Source organism: Agathobaculum sp. Marseille-P7918 (assembly GCF_964248325.1).
Classification (GTDB): Bacteria; Bacillota; Clostridia; order Oscillospirales; family Butyricicoccaceae; genus Agathobaculum.
In genome coordinates this window covers 18590-37942 of record NZ_CAXTXI010000014.1, presented here as the reverse complement: position 1 = coordinate 37942, position 19353 = coordinate 18590, and the positions used below count along the sequence as shown (strand labels likewise).

18 protein-coding genes are annotated in these 19353 nt (G+C 56.0%); 14 read left to right on the top strand and 4 right to left on the bottom strand.

Going from position 1 to position 19353, the window contains the following annotated elements:
- Nucleotides 1-23 precede the first annotated feature (23 nt).
- The 12 genes from dxs to ACESSO_RS15215 all read left to right on the top strand — a co-directional run bounded on the left by dxs (nucleotide 24) and on the right by ACESSO_RS15215 (nucleotide 13049).
- Nucleotides 24-1895, top strand: coding sequence for a 1-deoxy-D-xylulose-5-phosphate synthase (dxs, locus tag ACESSO_RS15270; RefSeq protein ID WP_373166406.1), 1872 nt, complete (start codon nucleotides 24-26; stop codon nucleotides 1893-1895).
- Nucleotides 1888-2685: a TlyA family RNA methyltransferase gene (locus ACESSO_RS15265; protein WP_373166405.1), complete on the top strand. Its 798-nt coding sequence runs from the start codon at nucleotides 1888-1890 to the stop codon at nucleotides 2683-2685. The genes dxs and ACESSO_RS15265 overlap by 8 nt, the downstream gene beginning before the upstream one ends.
- Complete coding sequence (locus ACESSO_RS15260; protein ID WP_373166404.1) at nucleotides 2678-3541, top strand: NAD(+)/NADH kinase; 864 nt, start codon at nucleotides 2678-2680, stop codon at nucleotides 3539-3541. The genes ACESSO_RS15265 and ACESSO_RS15260 overlap by 8 nt, the downstream gene beginning before the upstream one ends.
- A gap of 14 nt (nucleotides 3542-3555) precedes the next feature.
- Entirely contained in the window at nucleotides 3556-4011 is a 456-nt protein-coding gene (locus tag ACESSO_RS15255; protein WP_373166403.1) for an arginine repressor, read from the top strand.
- Nucleotides 4012-4029: 18 nt separating this feature from the next.
- Entirely contained in the window at nucleotides 4030-5709 is a 1680-nt protein-coding gene (recN, locus tag ACESSO_RS15250) for a DNA repair protein RecN (protein WP_373166402.1), read from the top strand.
- A 100-nt stretch (nucleotides 5710-5809) separates the two neighbouring features.
- The gene (gene tyrS / locus ACESSO_RS15245; protein WP_373166400.1) at nucleotides 5810-7033 is read left to right on the top strand and encodes a tyrosine--tRNA ligase; all 1224 of its coding nucleotides are present in this window, start codon (nucleotides 5810-5812) and stop codon (nucleotides 7031-7033) included.
- Between the two features lie 160 nt (nucleotides 7034-7193).
- A complete protein-coding gene (locus ACESSO_RS15240; RefSeq protein ID WP_373166399.1) occupies nucleotides 7194-8228 on the top strand; it encodes an FAD:protein FMN transferase in 1035 nt (344 codons plus the stop codon).
- On the top strand, nucleotides 8218-8589 hold the full coding sequence (locus tag ACESSO_RS15235) for a NusG domain II-containing protein (protein WP_373166397.1): 372 nt from the start codon (nucleotides 8218-8220) through the stop codon (nucleotides 8587-8589). The genes ACESSO_RS15240 and ACESSO_RS15235 overlap by 11 nt, the downstream gene beginning before the upstream one ends.
- A gap of 18 nt (nucleotides 8590-8607) precedes the next feature.
- Complete coding sequence (locus tag ACESSO_RS15230) at nucleotides 8608-9120, top strand: Gx transporter family protein (protein ID WP_373166396.1); 513 nt, start codon at nucleotides 8608-8610, stop codon at nucleotides 9118-9120.
- 51 nt (nucleotides 9121-9171) lie between these two features.
- Nucleotides 9172-9513: a hypothetical protein gene (locus ACESSO_RS15225; protein ID WP_373166395.1), complete on the top strand. Its 342-nt coding sequence runs from the start codon at nucleotides 9172-9174 to the stop codon at nucleotides 9511-9513.
- Between the two features lie 194 nt (nucleotides 9514-9707).
- On the top strand, nucleotides 9708-11360 hold the full coding sequence (gene gltX, locus ACESSO_RS15220) for a glutamate--tRNA ligase (protein WP_373166394.1): 1653 nt from the start codon (nucleotides 9708-9710) through the stop codon (nucleotides 11358-11360).
- A gap of 30 nt (nucleotides 11361-11390) precedes the next feature.
- Nucleotides 11391-13049, top strand: a complete 1659-nt coding sequence (locus tag ACESSO_RS15215; protein WP_373166465.1) for a glutamine--tRNA ligase/YqeY domain fusion protein — start codon at nucleotides 11391-11393, stop codon at nucleotides 13047-13049.
- A 96-nt stretch (nucleotides 13050-13145) separates the two neighbouring features.
- Here the strand turns inward: ACESSO_RS15215 and ACESSO_RS15210 are convergent, their stop codons facing one another.
- Nucleotides 13146-13673: a transcription repressor NadR gene (locus tag ACESSO_RS15210; protein WP_373166393.1), complete on the bottom strand. Its 528-nt coding sequence runs from the start codon at nucleotides 13671-13673 to the stop codon at nucleotides 13146-13148.
- A gap of 79 nt (nucleotides 13674-13752) precedes the next feature.
- Nucleotides 13753-14454 (bottom strand): 3D domain-containing protein, encoded by a 702-nt coding sequence (locus ACESSO_RS15205; RefSeq protein ID WP_373166392.1) that lies wholly within the window; start codon nucleotides 14452-14454, stop codon nucleotides 13753-13755.
- A gap of 692 nt (nucleotides 14455-15146) precedes the next feature.
- On the opposite strand from ACESSO_RS15205, the gene ACESSO_RS15200 reads away from it, so the two are divergent.
- Complete coding sequence (locus tag ACESSO_RS15200) at nucleotides 15147-16805, top strand: ribonuclease J (protein WP_373166391.1); 1659 nt, start codon at nucleotides 15147-15149, stop codon at nucleotides 16803-16805.
- Nucleotides 16806-16917: 112 nt separating this feature from the next.
- On the top strand, nucleotides 16918-17739 hold the full coding sequence (locus tag ACESSO_RS15195) for an EFR1 family ferrodoxin (protein WP_373166390.1): 822 nt from the start codon (nucleotides 16918-16920) through the stop codon (nucleotides 17737-17739).
- Nucleotides 17740-17766: 27 nt separating this feature from the next.
- Here ACESSO_RS15195 and ACESSO_RS15190 read toward each other — a convergent pair whose 3' ends face one another.
- Together ACESSO_RS15190 and ACESSO_RS15185 are read right to left on the bottom strand one after the other, a co-directional pair.
- The gene (locus tag ACESSO_RS15190; protein WP_373166389.1) at nucleotides 17767-18303 is read right to left on the bottom strand and encodes a hypothetical protein; all 537 of its coding nucleotides are present in this window, start codon (nucleotides 18301-18303) and stop codon (nucleotides 17767-17769) included.
- Nucleotides 18304-18346: 43 nt separating this feature from the next.
- Nucleotides 18347-19321 (bottom strand): biotin--[acetyl-CoA-carboxylase] ligase, encoded by a 975-nt coding sequence (locus tag ACESSO_RS15185; RefSeq protein WP_373166388.1) that lies wholly within the window; start codon nucleotides 19319-19321, stop codon nucleotides 18347-18349.
- Nucleotides 19322-19353: the final 32 nt, after the last annotated feature.

The window sequence follows — 19353 nt, the reverse complement described above, 5'->3', positions numbered from 1 at the left end:
GCTTCCTTGGTGGGAATGATGTTATGAAGAGATACGGGATTCTGGACAATATCACAAGCCCCGCAGACTTGCGCGGATTGTCTTATGACACCTTGGGGGTGCTGTGCGCCTCTTTGCGCGAGTTCATCGTCGATTCGGTTTCACGTACCGGCGGCCATCTGGCTTCCAACTTGGGCGTTGTCGAGCTGGCTGTCGCACTGGAGCGAGAGTTCGATTCCACACGTGACCGCATCATCTATGACGTGGGACACCAGAGCTATGTTCATAAAATTTTAACCGGCCGCCGTGACCGCTTTGATACATTGCGACAGTACGGCGGTCTTTCCGGTTTTATGAAGCCGGAGGAGAGCGTCACCGACCCCTGCGTGACCGGACATGCTTCGGATTCGGTATCGGTTGCGCTGGGCATGGCGCATGCTCGCACGCTTAAAAACCAGAAATACCATGTGGTTGCCGTTATCGGTGACGGTGCGCTGACAGGCGGCATGGCTTATGAGGCGCTCAGCAACGCGGGAACGTCGGGCGAACCGCTTCTGGTGGTGCTCAACGACAATAACATGTCGATTGCAAAGAATGTCGGCGGGCTGAGCCGGCATTTGTCGCGTCTGCGCGTCAGTCCGCGCTATCTGCATACCAAAGCAAGGGTGAAGGAGCGCTTGGCGCGGATTCCGGGCGGCGGCGCGGTATCGCGCGGTATTTCACGCATGAAAGCGCGTATGAAAAGGCTGCTGCTGCCGACCTCTCTGTTTGAGCAGATGGGATTTATCTATCTCGGGCCGGTGGATGGGCATGACTTAAAAAGCGTGTGTGAGCTGCTTGCACAGGCGAAGAAAATCAAAAAGCCGGTTTTACTGCATGTGATGACGCAAAAGGGCCGCGGTTATGCGCCCAGCGAGCGTGAACCGGAAAAGTATCATGGCGTTTCGCCGTTTGACCCGCTGACCGGTGCGTTCAAGGCGGCGAAGAAAGAGGATTTTTCCGCCTGTTTCGGGCGCGAAATGTGCGCTTTTGCGGAAAAGGATGCGCGTATTTGTGCGATTACGGCGGCGATGCCGTCTGGTACAGGATTGACACGCTTCGCCTCCCGCTTTCCGGATCGTTTTTTTGACGTTGGTATTGCGGAAGAGCATGCGGTGGCTATGGCGGCCGGCATGGCGGCACAGGGACTGGTGCCGGTGGTGGCGATGTACTCCACTTTCCTGCAGCGCGCATACGATCAGCTCGTGCATGATGTGGCGATTGAAGGGCTGCATGTGATATTCTGCGTGGACCGCGCAGGCATTGTCGGCGCGGACGGCGCAACACATAACGGCGTGCTGGACGTGGCGTTTTTGCGCTCGATACCGGGGATAAAGATATTCTGTCCGTCGAATTTTGCCGAGCTGCGCAGCATGATGTCGCATGCGCTCTATCATGAAAGCGGGCCGGTGGCCATCCGCTATCCGCGCGGCGGCGAGGGCGCTTTCCGAAAGGATACTGCGGGCGAGACGATTGCCTGTGTGCGGGAGGCGGCCGGTCATACCGTGACGCTGCTGACCCATGGCGTCATGATCAATGAAGCAATCGCCGCAGCGGACATTCTGGAGAGTAAGGGCGTACACGCGCAGATATACAAAGTCAATGAAATCGGAAACGGGCTGGCGGATGCGTTTCGTGAGCGGGAGCAAGAACTGTCCGGCTGGTGCGTGGTGGTCGAGGATGTTGTGGAAAGCGGCAGCCTGGGTGAATGGGTCGCTGCTCATCAGGGCGGCCGGGTAGACCGGCTGAACACCGGCGACCGGTTCCTGCCGCACGGCGGCGTAAACGAGCTGTATCGGCATTGCGGCATCGACGCGGAAGGCATCGCTTCGTTTGTCATCAAAAACCGAAAGGGAAAGGAAAACGACCTTGGCTAAAAAACGTTTGGATGTATTGCTGTTTGAAAAAGGGCTTTGTCCTTCGCGGGAGCGCGCAAAAACCGCGATTATGGAAGGTATTGTCTATATTGCGGGCCAGAAAGCCGGCAAAGCGGGCGATATGGTGGATGAAAACGCCGAGCTGGAAGTACGAGGCAACGAAAATGCCTTTGTCTCCCGCGGCGGCAAGAAAATCGAGAAGGCACTCGATTACTTTGCCATTGACCCGGCAGGACTGGTTGTAATGGACGTGGGTGCGTCCACCGGCGGGTTCACCGATTGCCTGCTGCGTCGCGGCGCGGTCAAGGTATATTCCATCGACGTCGGTTACGGGCAGCTTGCATGGAGTCTGCGGCAGGACCCGCGTGTCAAGTGCATGGAGCGCACCAATATCCGATATGTGACGCCGGATATGCTGGAGGAAACGCCGTCTCTGTGCGTAATTGACGTGTCGTTTATCTCGTTGCGGCTGGTGCTGCCGGTCGTTTCCGGCCTGCTGACCGAGGACGGTCGCGTGGCGTGTCTGATTAAACCGCAGTTTGAAGCGGGAAAGGGCAAGGTCGGCAAAAAAGGCGTGGTGCGTGAGCCGGAAATCCATCTGGAAGTTCTGGAACAGTTCGTAGAAAACGCGCATACGGCGGGTTTTGCCGTGCGCGACGTTACGTTCTCGCCCATCAAGGGGCCGGAGGGGAATATCGAGTTTTTGGGCTACTTATGGAAGCAGGGCGAGGATAGTGTGCCCGACCTGCGCGAGGTTGTGCGGCAGGCACATGAAGAATTGGATGGCTGAGACAGAAATGAAGCGCTTTTTTATCTATCCCAACATGCGAAAAGAGGGCGCATACGCTGTGCTGCCGCAGGTCTGTGACCAGCTGCAGCGAGAGGGCGTCCGTTTGATGCTGCCCATGCAGCTGCGGTCAGCCGCACTGGACCTAAGCGGTGTGGATTATATGGAAACCGGTTCTGCGGTACAGTTTGCTGATTTGGCGGTTGTGCTGGGCGGCGACGGGACGATGCTGCGTCTGGCGCGTGTGGCCGCGCAGCAGGAGTTGCCCATGCTGGGCATCAATGTCGGCCATGTCGGCTTCATGACCGAGCTGGAGCCGGGCGAGTTGGGCGAGATGGAAAAGCTCTTCAGCGGAGAGTATTCGATTGACAGCCGGATGATGCTGCATGTGGCCGTATTTCGTCAGGGGCGGGTGGTCTATGAAAATGACGCGCTCAATGATATCGTGCTGGCAAAAGGCACGGCGTTTCGCGTGGTGCGCGTGCGTATTTCGGCGGACGATGAGGATGTGACGCACTTTAATGGCGACGGTTTGATTGTCGCCACGCCGACCGGGTCGACCGCTTACGGTTTGTCCGCGGGCGGTCCGGTGATTGAGCCGAGTGCGGAAAATCTGGCTGTTATTCCGATTTGCGCGCATGCGCTTGCGGCAAAGGCGTTTGTGTTTGCACCGGAGCGGCGCATTGCACTTTCTGCGGCCTGTGAGGGCGGAAGCGAAGTGTTTCTCTCGGCGGACGGCGGACAGGGCTTTGCCATTCGGCCGGATGACCGGGTAGAGATTACGCGTTCGCCGCTGCGCACTCGTCTGGTGCGGCTGAAGGGAATCAGCTTCTATAAAATTTTGCAGAAAAAGCTCTGACAGGGGGCGCGAATATGAAATTTCAAAGACAGGCGAAAATACTTGAACTGATTGACCGGTTTGAGATAGAGACGCAGGAGGAGTTGACCGACCACCTGCGAGCATTCGGCTACAACACGACGCAGGCTACGGTTTCGCGTGACATCAAGGAGCTTCGGCTGATAAAGTCGCTTTCTGCCGAAACCGGCAAATATAAATATACTGCGGCGACCGGCGGGGCGGCGGACAGCTTCACCACTCGCCTGCGCAATATCTTTCGCGAATGCGTCACTGAGATTTCCGCTGCGCAGAACATGGTGGTCATCAAAACGCTGCCCGGACTGGGACAGGCGGCCGCGATGGCGATTGACGCGATGCGCGCCTCGGATGTAGTTGGCACGCTCGGCGGAGACGATACGGTGTTTGCCGTTATGCGCGACAACGAGAGCGCGGCGCGTTTTTGCCAGCAGGCACAGGACATTTTAAAGTAAGCAGAGGAGGAAGCGGCGATGCTGCAATTACTCCATATTGAAAATATCGCAGTGATTGAGCGGGCAGACATCGAGCTGGAGAATGGGTTGACCGTGCTGTCCGGCGAAACCGGCGCAGGCAAATCGATTGTCATTGACTCGATTGGCGCAATTCTCGGCAAGCGGGTCAGCCGCGATTTGGTGCGCGCGGGTGCACAGAAGGGCTTTGTCAGCGCGGTGTTCACCGACCTTTCGGCGGGGCTGGTCAGCCTGCTCGACGAGCTGGCCCTCACGGGCGACGAGCCGGATACGCTGCATTTGCAGCGGCAGATTACGGCGGATGGCAAGAGTACCTGTCGGGTGAATATGAAGCCGGTATCGGCTGCCGTACTGCGGCAGCTTGCGCCTTATCTGATTGATATTCACGGCCAGAACGACGGTCAGAAGCTGCTGGATGAACAGCATCATATTGACTATCTGGATGGATATGCGGGACTGGATGCGCTGCTGGCGCAGTATCGGCCCAAATATCAGGCGCTGCTTGCACTGCGGCGGGAGATCACTGCGCTTGAAACCGGTGAGCAGGAGCGCCTGCAGCGCATCGATATGCTCTCTTTTCACAAGGAGGAGATTGAGCAGGCGGCGCTGCAGCCCGACGAGGATGAAACGCTTGCCCAGCGCAAGGCGTATTTTGACCACGCGGGCAAGATTGCGGGTGCGCTGGAGCAGGTGCGGCTTGCGCTGAACGGAGACGATGAGGTCGGCGGCGCGTGCGCACTGCTCGACCAGGCAGCGGCGGCACTGGCCGGGCTGCATGAGGTATCCGAGGCGTTCGATGCGATGGCGGAACAAGCAGAGGAGCTGCGGCTGCTCGCGGCTGACCTGCGGGACAGCGTCACAAGCCGCAGCGACAATCTGGATTTTTCCTCGGCTGAGCGAGAATGGGTGGAGCAGCGGCTCGACCTGATTTATCGGCTTAAGCAGAAATACGGCGGCACATTAGAAGAGATTGCCGCCTACTATGAGCGAATCACCTCAGAGCTTGAGACGCTTGCCGATTCCGATAATCGACGGGAGGAGCTGCGCGAGCAATACCGCGCAGAGCTGACCGAGGCGAAACGGCTGGCCGGTCAGATTTCGGAGAAACGGCGGGCAGCGGCCACCCGTTTGGAAAAGGAAATCGTGCGGGAGCTGTCCGAGCTGGATATGGACAAGGTTAAAATGCGCGTAGCGGTGCACACAGGTGCGAAGCTGGCGGCGCATGGCTTTGACACGGTGACGTTTGAAATCTCGGTCAACCCCGGCGAACCGGAAAAACCCTTATCCAAGGTTGCGTCGGGCGGTGAGCTGAGCCGTATCATGCTGGCACTCAAAAACGTCTTGACGGCGGGCGAAGATGTTGGTATGCTGATTTTTGACGAGATAGATACCGGCGTTTCCGGCCATGCCGCACAGCAAATTGCGCGCAAGCTGTCCGCGATAGCGAAGAAAAAGCAGACGCTGTGCGTCACGCACCTGCCGCAGATTGCGGCGATGGGTGACCATCATCTGCGTATTTCCAAATCCGTGCGCGACGGACGCAGCTATACCGACGTTCGGCCGATGGATCGGGCGCAGCGCGTGGACGAGATTGCGCGGCTGCTGTCCGGTGAGCAGATTTCGGATGCGGCGCGCCGTAATGCCGAAGAGCTGCTGGAGTTGGCAGGGCAGGAGGGCTGAAGATGGTCATTATCGACGAGCGGTATAAGGAACGCGCCCCGTGAAAGGACGCACGGAGTAAACGGATGAAATAAACGAAATCAATGCGGGAGAAACTTACATGACACTTTACGAAGAACTCAAAGCGCGCGGGCTGATCGCGCAGGTGACCAATGAGGAAGAAATCAGCGAAATGATAAACAACGGCAAGGCCACCTTCTACATTGGCTTTGACCCGACGGCAGACAGCCTGCATGTCGGCCACTTTATGGCGCTGTGCCTGATGAAGCGCTTGCAGATGGCGGGCAACAAGCCGATCGCTCTCATTGGCGGCGGCACGGGTATGGTCGGCGACCCCTCCGGCCGCACGGACATGCGCTCGATGATGACGGTCGAGACCATCCAGCACAACTGTGACTGCTTCAAGAAGCAGATGGAGCGCTTTATCGACTTTGGCGAAGGCAAGGCCATGATGCTCAATAACGCCGACTGGCTGATGAAGCTCAATTATATCGAGCTGCTGCGCGAGGTTGGCGCATGCTTCTCTGTTAATAACATGCTGCGCGCGGAGTGCTATAAGCAGCGCATGGAGAAGGGCCTGAGCTTCCTCGAATTTAACTATATGATTATGCAGTCGTACGACTTCTACTACATGTTCCAGCACTACGGCTGCAACATGCAGTTCGGCGGCAACGACCAGTGGAGCAATATGCTCGGCGGCACTGAGCTTATCCGCCGCAAGCTGGGCAAGGATGCGCACGCCATGACCATTACGCTGCTGCTCAACTCCGAGGGCAAGAAAATGGGCAAGACTGCGGCAGGCGCAGTATGGCTCGACCCGAATAAGACCTCGCCCTACGACTTCTTCCAGTACTGGCGCAACGTGGACGATGCAGACGTACTCAAGTGCATCCGTATGCTGACCTTCCTGCCGCTCGAGCAGATTGAAGAGATGGATAGCTGGGAAGGCGCGCAGCTGAACAAGGCAAAGGAAATTCTCGCCTATGAGCTGACCGAGCTGGTGCACGGCAAGGAAGAGGCGGACAAGGCGATGGAAGCGGCTAAGAGTATTTTTGTCGGCGGTGGCGCGAGTGAAAACATGCCCACAACGACGCTGACCGATGCCGACTTTACCGATGGTCAGATTGGCGTGTTGACGCTGTTGGTCAAGTGCGGCCTTGCTGCCTCGAACGGCGAGGCGCGTAAGCTCGTGCAGGGCGGCGGTGTGTCTATTGACGGCGAAAAGATTGCCGACTTCAAGACGATGCTCGACAAGGACTTCTTTGCGCAGGAGCGCATGGTCAAAAAGGGCAAAAAAACCTTCCATAAGGTTATGTTGGGTTAAACTGAACCGGAATGCAAAGGCGCTGCGGCCGCAATGGCCGCAGCGCCTTACTGTTTGTATGACGGGGGATAATATATCAAAAAGCGGCGAAAGCCGGCCTTGCGCATTGTTTCGCGGTGTATTATAATGGTACAAGATTTTTTGTGATGAGGAGCACGGTATGAAGCGACTTTTTGCAGTATTTTTGCTGCTTTTTGGATTGACAGGCTGCGAAGGACGGCCGTCAAGCTACACGACGGACTTTTTTGCAATGGACACGTTTATGTCGGTTTCTGTGTATGGCAGTGATGAGGACAGCGCACAGCAGGCTGCCGTAGCTTGTGAGCAGGAGGTCAATGCACTGGAGCCTGCATTGTCCCGCACGCGGGAGGACAGCGACCTGTATCGCTTGAATCATGCCAACGGCGCCGCGTGTGAGGTCAGCGAGGATACTTATGCGGCAATTGAAGCGGCGGTGCAGTATGCTGAATGGACCGGAGGTGCGTTTGACCCCACCATGGCGCCGCTGACTGATTTGTGGGGCATCAATACGGAAAACGCGCATGTGCCGACGCAGGCGGAAATTGACGAGGCGCTGTCCCATGTGGGCTATGAGAACATCAAACTGATAGGAGACAATCAGGTGCAGTTGCTGGGTGGTGCGCAGCTCGATTTGGGCGGCATCGGCAAGGGCTTTGCAACCGACGCTGTGTTCGCATTGCTCACGCAGCAGCCGGAGGGGGCGGTCACCGGCGCACTGGTGCAGCTTGGCGGCAATATCGGCGCGTTCGGGGAGAATCCGGCACGCGACGGCGGCAACTGGGTGGTCGGTGTTGCCGACCCGGACAACAATGCGGAGTTTGTGGCAACGGCCGAGGTGCGGAATGCTTCGGTTGTCACTTCGGGCGACTATGAACGCTTTTTTGAGCAGGACGGCAAACGATATCATCATATTTTTGACCCCAAGACCGGCTATCCGGCGGATACCGGTTTGCGCAGTGTGACGGTGATAGACGAAAACTCCACCCGTGCAGACGCGCTGACAACCGCGCTGTTTGTCATGGGGCTGGACGATGGACTGGCGTTCTGCGCGGAAAACGACATCGCAGCGGTGTTTATTACTTCGGATAAGCAGATATATACCACAGATGCGGTTGCTTCGGCCTGCACCTATACCTTCCTCGGAGAGAAAAAGGGGTACACGGATGCGCGGTAGGCTCAAATGGGGGGACTTTGTCATCATCGGTATTGTGCTGCTGCTGGCAGCGGCGCTGACCGCGGTGCTTGCCGCAGGCACGCAGGGTGATCGGTTATATGCCGAAATCTGGCAGGATAATCAGCTGATCGAGCGTGTCGCACTGACTGATGATACCGACCGCACCATTGACTTGGACGGGCATAATGTGATTGTGCTGTCCGGTAAAAGCGCGCGCATGGAATCAGCGGACTGCCGCGATCAGGTTTGTGTGCGCACGGGTACGCTGACGCGGGCGGGACAGGTTGCGGTTTGTCTGCCCAATCGCGTGGTGCTGAAAATTGTGGGCGAGACGGGTGAGATTGATGCAATCGTGTCGTAACGGAAAGGACGAGAGACGATGAAAGCAAAAAGGCTGACACTTTGCGGTATGCTGACCGCGCTGGCGGTCGTGCTGTCGCTCGTCGAGCGTCTGTTTCCGCTCGATACGGTTGTCCCGGTGCCGGGGGTCAAGCTCGGCCTTGCCAATGTGGTGACGCTGTTCGCGCTCACGCGGCTGTCCGTGCGGGACGCGCTGGCGGTGCTGCTGTGCCGCGTGGCGCTGTCCAGTCTGCTCATGGGCAGCGTGACCGCATTTTTGTTTTCGCTGTTCGGCGGCCTGCTGTCGCTGGCAGCTATGTGGCTGCTGCTGCGCGCAGAGGGACGGTTCTGCTCGCTTTTAGGGGTGAGCGTCGCGGGCGCGGCGGCGCACAACATCGGGCAGATTATTGCGGCGGTGATTTGGATGCAGACCGGCGCGGTGGTGGCGTATCTGCCGTTTCTGCTGGTAATGAGTGTGCCGCTTGGTCTTGTGACCGGACTGACCTGCTCGGTTGTATTATCTCATATGCAAAAAATTGATTTTAACGTATAAAAAAGCGAAACACCTCCTATACTAACGGCAAATACACAAGGAGGAAATGCAATGAAAAGGCTTATCGCTTTGCTTGCCGCGCTGACGATGGTGTTTGCCTGCGGCTGCTCCAACACGGCGGACGAAACCAACCAGAACGGCACGGACAATAACGTGACCGAGGACCAGAACAATGACGGCGTGGTCGATAACGGCAATACCGTCGGCGACGACATTGAGAATGGTATGGACAATGTGGGTGATGCCGTGGAGAACGGCATGGATAATGCCGGAAATGCAATTGATAACGGCATGGACAAAGTCGGCGATGCGGTAACGGGCAACGATAAGGGAACGACAACCGGTACGGCGGATACCGGCGCGGACACCAATCCCAAAACAATCAATCCGTAAGGGAGCGGGGCTTGCAAAAGCGGCATGGCAAAATCGCCATGCCGCTTTGCCTTTGCAGCGCGCAGCTATGCCAAAAACCAAGGGCGCGGAAGCCGTCGATTGATGCGCTTTGCGCCTTGCACCGCGCGATGCGCTGTGATAAAATATTCCTATCATGGGCTAAAATGTCCATCAAGGAAGTTGGAGTGAACAAAATGGATTATAACCGTTTGGCGGAACTGCTGTTCCCGCATATCAATACTACGCCGGAGGAAATCGAGGCGCGCTATCCCAAACGCACGCTGCCGGAGGGCGCAAAGGTGACCCGTATGGGTCCCAGCCCCACGGGGTTTATGCATCTGGGTAACCTGTACGGCGCGCTGGTGGACGAGCGTCTGGCGCATCAGTCGGACGGCGTGTTCTATCTGCGTATCGAGGATACGGACAAAAAGCGTGAGGTCGAGGGCGGCGTGCGCACCATTATCGAGGTGTTCCGCGCATTCGGCCTGAATTTTGACGAGGGCGCAACGCTTGAGGGCGACAACGGTGCATACGGTCCGTACCGTCAGAGTCAGCGCGCGGAAATTTACCAGACCTTTGTCAAGAGTCTGGTGCAGCGCGGCATGGCCTATCCGTGCTTCTGCACGGAGGAGGAACTCGCAGCGGCGCACGCTCAGCAGGAGGCCAACAAGGAGAATTTCGGCTATTACGGCAAATATGCCGTCTGGCGTGACCGTCCGATGGAGGATATCGAAGCAGAACTCGCCAAGGGTACGCCCTATGTCGTGCGCTTCCGCTCGGAGGGCAGCATTGAGAATAAGATTCGGCACGAGGACCTTGTCAAGGGCAAGATGGAGGTTACCGAGAACGATCAGGATATCGTCATCCTCAAGTCGGACGGTATTCCGACCTATCACTTCGCGCATGTGGTGGACGACCATCTGATGGGTACGACCGTAGTCGTGCGCGGCGAGGAGTGGCTGGCAACCCTGCCGGTACATTTGCAGCTGTTCCGTGCGATGGGCTGGAAGGCCCCTAAGTACGCGCACACCGCTCAGCTGATGAAAATTGACCCGGAAACCGGCGGCAAGCGCAAGCTGTCTAAGCGCAAGGACCCCGAGCTTGCGCTGACCTTCTATGAGCAGGAGGGCTATCCGGTGCCGGCGGTGCTCGAGTACCTGATGACGCTGCTCAACTCCAACTTTGAGGAGTGGCGGCGTGCTAACCCCGATTTACCGATGAACGATTTCCCGTTCTCGACCAAGAAGATGAGCGGTTCGGGCGCGCTGTTTGACATTGAGAAGCTGCACGACGTTTCCAAGAACGTCATCTCGCGTATGTCGGCCGACACGGTATATGACTATATTGCGGCGTGGAGTGCGGAAAATGACAAGCCGTTCCACGACCTGATTACGCGCGACCCGGCCTTCTCCAAGGCATATCTCGCCATCGGACGCGGCGGCAAGAAGCCGCGTAAGGATTTGGCGCTCTGGTCGGATGCGAAGGGTTACATGGATTTTATGTTCGACGAGCTGTTCCAGCCGGACTACACCATGCCGGAGCGCGTGTCTGCCGAGGATGCCAAGGCGATTCTCGCGGATTTTGCGCAGATGTTTGACGAAAACGATACGCCGGATGGCTTCTTTGAAAAGATGAAGCAGATTGCGTCGGCACACGGCTATGCTGCGGATACCAAGGCATACAAGGCTGACCCGTCCGCGTACAAGGGCGCGGTAGGCGATGTTTCCATGGTGGTTCGTGTGGCGGTTGCTGGACGGCAGAACGCGCCTGATTTGCAGACGGTCATGGGCATTCTGGGCCGCGACAAGGTGCTGGAACGTTTGGAACGCTGCGTAAAGACGCTTTAATTCGGCTTTTGGGGGAAGAAAAACGCTATGATGGAAAATGTAAATAACTTTTTGACCGAAATCATTGATGAGGATATTGCAGCCGGGCTGAACGAGCGCATCCATACCCGTTTCCCGCCCGAGCCGAACGGCTATCTGCACATCGGTTCGGCCAAGGCAATCTTTATCAACTGGTCGATTGGCAAAAAGTATAACGGCCTGTTTAACCTGCGCTACGACGACACCAACCCGGTCAAGGAGGACACCGAGTATGTTGACTCCATCTGGGAGGACATCAAATGGCTGACCGGTGAGGAGCCGTCCGGCGGTGTGTTCTATGGCTCGGATTACTTTGAGACCTGCTATGAGTGCGCAGTTGCGCTCATCAAGGATGGCAAGGCCTATGTAGACGACCTGACGCAGGAGGAAATGCGCGCCTATCGCGGCACGCTGACTGAGCCGGGCAAGGAAAGCCCGTATCGGGGGCGTTCGGTGGAGGAGAATTTGCAGCTGTTTGCAGACATGCGTGCGGGTAAGTTCGAGGATGGCTCCAAGACGCTGCGTGCTAAAATTGACATGGCAAGTCCGAATATGAACTTGCGCGACCCCGCGATTTACCGCATCGTGCGCGCACATCACCATCGGCAGGGTGACAAGTGGTGCATTTATCCCTTATATGACTTTGCACATCCGATTCAGGATGCCATCGAGGGCATCACGCATTCGCTGTGCTCGATTGAATTTGAAAACCACCGTCCGCTGTACGAGTGGGTCGTGGATAACTGCCCTCTGCCGCATCATCCCAAGCAGCGCGAGTTTGCGCGTCTGAATGTGACGCACACGGTTATGTCCAAGCGTTATCTGCGCCAGCTGGTGTTTGAGAACCACGTCGAGGGTTGGGATGACCCGCGTATGCCTACGCTGTGCGCGCTGCGCCGCCGTGGCTACACGCCCAGCGCGATTCTGGATTTTGTGCAGCGTGCAGGCGTTGCCAAGGCGGATTCGCTGGTCGACATCAAGCTGCTGGAGCACTGCATCCGCGAGGAGCTGAACGAGACGGCACTTCGTCGCATGGCGGTCACCGAGCCGGTCAAGCTGGTCATCACCAATTATCCCGAGGACCAGTGCGAAGAGTTTGAGGTGCCCAACAATCCGCGCGACGAAGCCGCAGGGACGCGCAAGGTGCCGTTTACACGTGAGCTGTATATCGAGAAGAGCGACTTTGCCGAGGTTCCGCCTCCGAAGTTCCAGCGCCTCAAGCCGGAGGGTGAGGTGCGCCTGATGGGCGCCTATATCGTCCGCTGCAACGAGGTTGTCAAGGACGAAAACGGTGAAATTGTGGAGATTCGCTGCACGGCCGATTTGGAAACCGGCAACGGCATGCCCGCAGATGGCCGCAAGGTTAAGGGAACGATTCACTGGGTATCCGCTGCACATGCGCTGGATGCCGACCTGTACCTGTATGATAACCTGTTTACGCTGGAAAACGTGAACGATGTGCCGGAGGGAACGGATTATCTGGATTATCTCAATCCGGAATCGCTCAAGAAGCTGACGGGCTGCAAGTTGGAGCCGTCGCTGGGCGATGCCAAGGAGGGCGAACGCTTCCAGTTTGTCCGTATGGGCTACTACGTCAAGGATAGGGAAGATGGCCGCTTCAACCGTATCGTCACGCTCAAGGACAGCTTTGCCAAAACCCTGCAAAAGTAAGTTTTCCCTGAAATAGAAAAAGCCGCAGATGGAAACTCTGCGGCTTTTTTGTTTACCGTTTTGCTATCTGTATGTAGGGGATATGGTTGTGGCGGACTATTTCTCGTCTGTGAGCAGAAAGCCTTTCTCCTGCAGTCCTTGTATCACACGGTCGAGCGTGGCCTCATCCGGCGCACGCAGCGTGTGCAGATGGATGCCGCCGGTTAAGTCACATAACGGGCGTGCTGCAGGTTTTTTCAGCTTTTCGCAGAACATATCGGCATCATAGCGGGAAAAAATATGCAGCGGGGCGCAGATTTGCCCATAAACCGAATGTTCGACTGTTACATCAAGCAGTGCGCCGCCTAAATCAACTATGGTGTACAGTTCTTCCAACAGACGCTCATCGCCATGTCGGCACACAACACGCCGCTCCGTATGGATAGGGGTAGAGGCGGCGGTCTCCAAAATATAACCGCGCGGTGTGGCTAACACAGAAAGCCCACCGGCACGCAGCAGTGCAACATCTCCGACGATGATTTGCCGACTTACGCCGCATTGCGCAGCTAATGCGGTGGCGGAAAGCGGTTTTTGGGTCTGCATGAGCAGATGGGTGATTTTGATGCGCCGTTCAGCAGCGTTCATGATGCGGTCACTCCTTAGTATTCCTATCATAGCAAAAGAAAAAGGACTATGCAAGCATAGTCCTTGAAATTGACTTATCTCAGCCCAGCAGATAGATGTTTGCGTACTGCACGCCAAGCTCATATGCGCGGTCATGCGAAGAAACGAAAACGTCAATCTTGTTGTCCTTGATGGCTCCGCCAGTGTCCTCTGCAATGAATACGCCGTAACCTTCAATATAAACGCGGCTGCCCAGCGGAATTATCGACGAATCTACAGCAATCGTGCGGCCCTCGGTCGGAGTCGTACCGGAAGCAGTTTTTGCACCGGCAACGCCGTTGCAGAGCTCACAGGGGCAATAGAAGGTCAGCTTGTAGTTGCCCAGTGCCGTCGAATTATTTTTGATGGCGTCGGTTGCGAGAAGCGAGGAAGAGTAGGCAACCGTCTTGGCGGATACCGGCTCGGTCAGCAGATTGTTATTGGAGGACTGCTGCGACTGCGAAGAATTGGTGGTGGTGCTGGAAGCTGCCTGCTGTGCCGCTTCAGCTTTTGCTGCCGCCTCAGCCTTCGCCTTGGCTTCTGCTTCCGCCTTGGCCGCTGCTTCAGCCTTAGCCTTGGAAAGAGCCTGCTCAGCAGTGTTGATTTGGTCGGAGGTTAAAACCGTACCGACGGATGCATTCAGGTTGGAAGAGAGCATTGCAACTGGCTGATCGAGCGCTGCAGCGCTGATGGAAGCCATTGTGCCGACCGCCAGTGTCGCAGCAATCAGTTTGGATGCATGCTTTCGCAAAGAAAAGAACATGTGTTACACTCCTAATCGTCGTGAAAACCCGCTGAAACGCGGTATCGGCAAAAGCCGATTTGTTTTCTGGCTGTTACTGATTTGTTGTCGATCTGTTTCTGATCTGTAACCTATGATACTTTACAATCGCGTATTTGTCAAACGGTTTTTTATATTTTTGTTCAAATTGCATAATTGTTTTGCCGTGCAGATGGAAAATCTGTATAGCTGAATGAAAAATAAGGTTGAATTTTAGCATCCCAGATGAGTATGTGCACAAAGAACGGTTACAAAATGACATTTTTCGATGGCAGGTGGGGAAACACGAAAAACCATGAACCGTGTAGACCGGAGAAGTGGGGAACAGTTTCCAATCACGGATAATCAAATGCATGCTTGTGAATACTATTATATAATAAGTATATATAGATTGTCCAGAAGTAAATCGGACGGTCTGCATCCCGGTATCCGGCACTTGTAAAAAAACTTTACACGGTAAGAGGAATGTGGTATTATTAAAAATAAGTGTTTGCAGTCCGCTGGGGATGCGTTGCCGATATGGGGCGAGACCGGGCTGCAGCGCAGAGATAAAATAGTGCATAAGGGCAGACGAACGGGATGCAGGTCTGTCTTTGTAAAAGACGCAGGGAAATCCCTGGGTTGATGTTTTACAGGTATTAAACTGATGAATAAAGGAAAGTGATAAAACTGTTATGAAAGAAAAACTGAAGATTATACCGCTCGGTGGCCTCAATGAGATCGGTAAGAATATGACCGTGATCGAATATGGCAGCGATATTCTCGTTGTGGACTGTGGCGTTGCGTTTCCGGACGACGATATGCTGGGTGTGGATCTGGTCATCCCGGATACCACTTATCTCAAGCGCAACATCAACAAGCTGCGTGGCTATGTAATCACGCACGGTCATGAGGACCACATTGGCGCAATTCCGTATGTTCTGCGAGAGTGCAATGCACCGATTTATGCAACCCGGCTGACATGCGGCATTATTGAGACCAAACTGAGTGAGCACAAGATGCCGCAAAAGGTAAAGCTCAATCGTGTGCGCGCGGGCGACACGATTAAGCTGGGATGCTTTAAGGTGGAGTTCATTCACACCAACCATTCGATTGCGGATTCGGTAGCGTTGGCCATCACCACGCCGCTGGGTACGATTTTGCACACCGGCGACTTTAAAATCGATCTGACGCCGGTTTCGGGTGAGATGATTGATTTGGTGCGTATCGGTGAGCTGGGCAAAAAGGGTATCCTTGCGCTGATGAGCGACTCGACGAATGTGGAGCGTCCGGGCTATACCCCGAGTGAAAAAATCGTGGGCAAGTCGCTGGAGAAGTTCATCATGGAAAGCGACCAGCGTATCATTATCGCCACCTTTGCATCTAATGTATCGCGCTTGCAGCAGATTTTGGACATTGCAGCCAAGGCGGGACGCAAGGTTGCCGTATGCGGCCGCAGCATGGAGAAAATCTCCAAGGTGGCGGGAGAGCTTGGTTATCTCAGGGATACCGGTAAGGTAATGATTGATATTTCCGAAATCAAGCGCTATGCACGCAGTCAGCTGATTATTGTGTCCACCGGCTCACAGGGCGAGACCATGTCAGCACTGTATCGCATGGCCTACGGCAGCCATAAGCAGGTCGAGGTCAGTGCGGGCGACCGGATTTTGATTGCAGCTTCCGCCATCCCCGGAAATGAGAAGTCCATCAATAATATGGTTAATGAGCTGTATAAACAGGGCGCGGAAGTCATCTATGACCGCTCTGCCGCGATTCACGTATCCGGTCACGCCTGCCAGGAGGATTTGAAGCTCATGCTGGGCCTGTGCAAGCCGAAGTACTTCATTCCGGTGCACGGTGAATACCGTATGCTGATGCAGCATGCCGGTCTGGCGCGCGAAATGGGTGTCAATCCTAAGAACGTATTGATTACTGAAGTCGGCCGCCCGGTTGAAATCAGCGAAAACTCCGCTCGTCTGGGCAATCCCGTGCCGGCGGGTCGTCTGCTGGTTGACGGTTTGGGCATCGGTGATGTAGGCACTGCGGTGCTGCGCGACCGCAAGCACCTGTCCGAAGACGGTCTGCTGGTTGTTGTGGTGACGGTGGATGCGACAACAGGCGTTGTTATCGCCGGTCCGGATATCGTTTCCCGCGGCTTTGTTTACGTCAAGGAGGCGGAAGCGCTGATGGAAGAGCTGCGCAATATTTCGCAGATGGCACTCGACCGCTGTGCGGTGGAAAATCTGCGTGATTGGAACAGTCTCAAGTCGGCAATCAAGGGCGATGTGAGCGATTATCTGTTCAAAAAGACCAAGCGCAGCCCGATGGTGCTGCCAATCATCATGGAAATTTAAAGCAGAAAAGCAGCCGCTTTTGCGGCTGCTTTTTTTATTTTGTGCGGCTCGGCTTTGACGCTTGTCCGGGTATCTGTTATACTGACAATAAGCAGAAAAGGAGGCGCGGCATATGCAGGTAAATCGGGTGTGGGCAGTGTATTGGAGTGCGACCGGGACAACAAAGCGTGTTGTGACCCGGATTGCGGAAAGAGTGGCGCAGGCATTGGATGCTCCGGTTTCGGAGTATGATTTTACTTTGCCGGAGGCGCGGCAAGGGACGCCGGATTTTACGGCGGAGGATTTGGTCATCTTCGGCACGCCGACCTATGCGGGTCGAGTACCGAATGTGCTGCTGAAATATCTGGCCACCGTGCAGGGACACGGTGCGGCAGCAGTGCCGGTGGTCACATTCGGCAACCGCGCGTTTGATGATTCGCTGATTGAGCTGCGTGACATCCTTGCGGATAACGGCTTTGTGCCGTTCGCAGCGGCGGCCTTTGTGGGGGAACACTCATTTTCGAACACGCTTGCCGCAGGTCGTCCGGATGCAGATGATTTGACACTGGCCGCAGAATTTGCGGCGCAGATAGCTGAGCGCGTTGCGGAAGTATCTGCGGACACGCCGTCGATTGCGGTGCCGGGACGAGCGCGGGAGGAACGGGCGTACTACCAGCCGCGCGACCGCGCGGGCAAACCGGTGGACATTCGTAAGGTCAAGCCAAAGACAAGCGAAGCGTGTGACAATTGCGGTCTCTGTGCGAAAGTATGTCCCATGGGTTCGATTAACCCGGAAAATGTGCGGGACTTTACCGGTATCTGCATCAAGTGTGGCGCTTGTGTCAAAAAATGTCCCAAGAGTGCGAAATATTATGATGACGCGGGTTACTTATATCATAAAAGCGAACTTGAGGAGGGCTATCGCCGCCGCGCGGCGGTCAGTCTGTTCCTCTGAGCAGAGAAAAAGGCTGACGCGATTGCGTCAGCCTTTATACATGCCGATTTTCTGCAGGTCACCAATCATATCCAAGACAGTCATGCCGGCGATTTCCAGCCGCTGCGCTTCTCCCGGATGCGCTTGGGAAAACGTGTCCCAAGCGGTGACAATCGAATCCGTGCGCGGTACTTCAAAGCGCGCGAGCAGCTTTTCCATGCGGGCAATCTGCGGGCTGTAGATGGACAGCACTTTGTATTTCTGCACGAACAGCTCTTCTTCGGTCGCAAGCGAGCCGATGGCGAATGCAGAAAGACCGTCCTGCAGCAGCAGTTCGCCGTAGCCGTCGAGAATCATGGTCAACTGTTTTTTGGTCATGCCGTCCAGATACCAGACTTCATCCTGCTCCGCGTCCGGGTGGATGGCGAGAAACAGTGGTTCGGTCAGCGAAGCATAAAAGGCATGGATAAAATCGGATAGCTTTTCAAAGCTCAGATTGCAGATGATGGTGTCTCCATCCCGCTGATACTGCTCACGCAGCTTGTCCGGAAAAGGAACGGTGACGCCTGCGGCGGTTTGAAACATAAAGGGATACTCCTTACATTATATAATATAGTGTCGCACATTGTCAGAAACGGATGCTGATTTCTCCGCTGGAGAGCGTGCGGGTCTGTCCGTCCGCATCACGCACCAGCAAAAAGCCGTTGTCATCCAAGCCGATACAGTCGGCCTGATAGGTTTCTGTGGGACTGATGACTCGGATCGGCTTGCCTAGACAGCACAAGCGGCTGCGGTACAACTCAAGCAATGCATCCGCACGGTCCTGCTCCAATAGGGAATAGGCGCGCTCGAAATGGGTCAGCACAGCAGCCGCCAGCTCTGCACGGCGCGGCGTGCGCCCGAATTCGCTCAGCGCGCCCGCGACGGCACGCACATCCTCCGGCCACGCGGGATTGGGCCGCAGGTTGACGCCGATGCCGACCAGCAGCGAGCTGACCATACCGCTTTCGCCCTCGATGGTAGCTTCGGTCAGGATGCCGCTGAGCTTGCGCCCTTCATACAGCACATCGTTGACCCATTTGATTTCCGGGGAGAAACCAGCCGTCTGTGTCACCGCTTCTGCCACAGCGACAGCGGCGGCAATGGTGGCAAGCTGGATATGACTGATGGGCAGGGTAGGATGCAGCAGAATGGTCTGGTAAACGCCGGTTTCGGCGGGAGAGACAAAGGTGCGCCCAAGACGGCCGCGGCCGCCGGTCTGCTCCTCGGCCAGCAGGACAAAGCCATGCGGCCGGTCCAGATACCGCTCTTTGATAACGGTATTGGTGGAGCTTAAACTGGGAAGGACAACCATTTCGCGTCCCACAAAGCGGGTGTCGAGCAGCGCCTGTACACCGGCGGCAGTCAGGCTGTCATCCTCCGGCGCAAGCCGATAGCCCTCGCCTGGTACACCGTCAATTGCCATGCCGCAGCTGCGCAGCGCGGCAATCGCTTTGTGCACTGCGGCGCGCGATACACCGAGTTGCTGGGCAAGCTGTCCGCCGGACAACCGTTTGCCCCGCGCTTGTTCGAGTGCCTGTAATACCGCATCCTTGACCGACATGTGCTTTACGCCTCCTTGGTGAACAATAATTC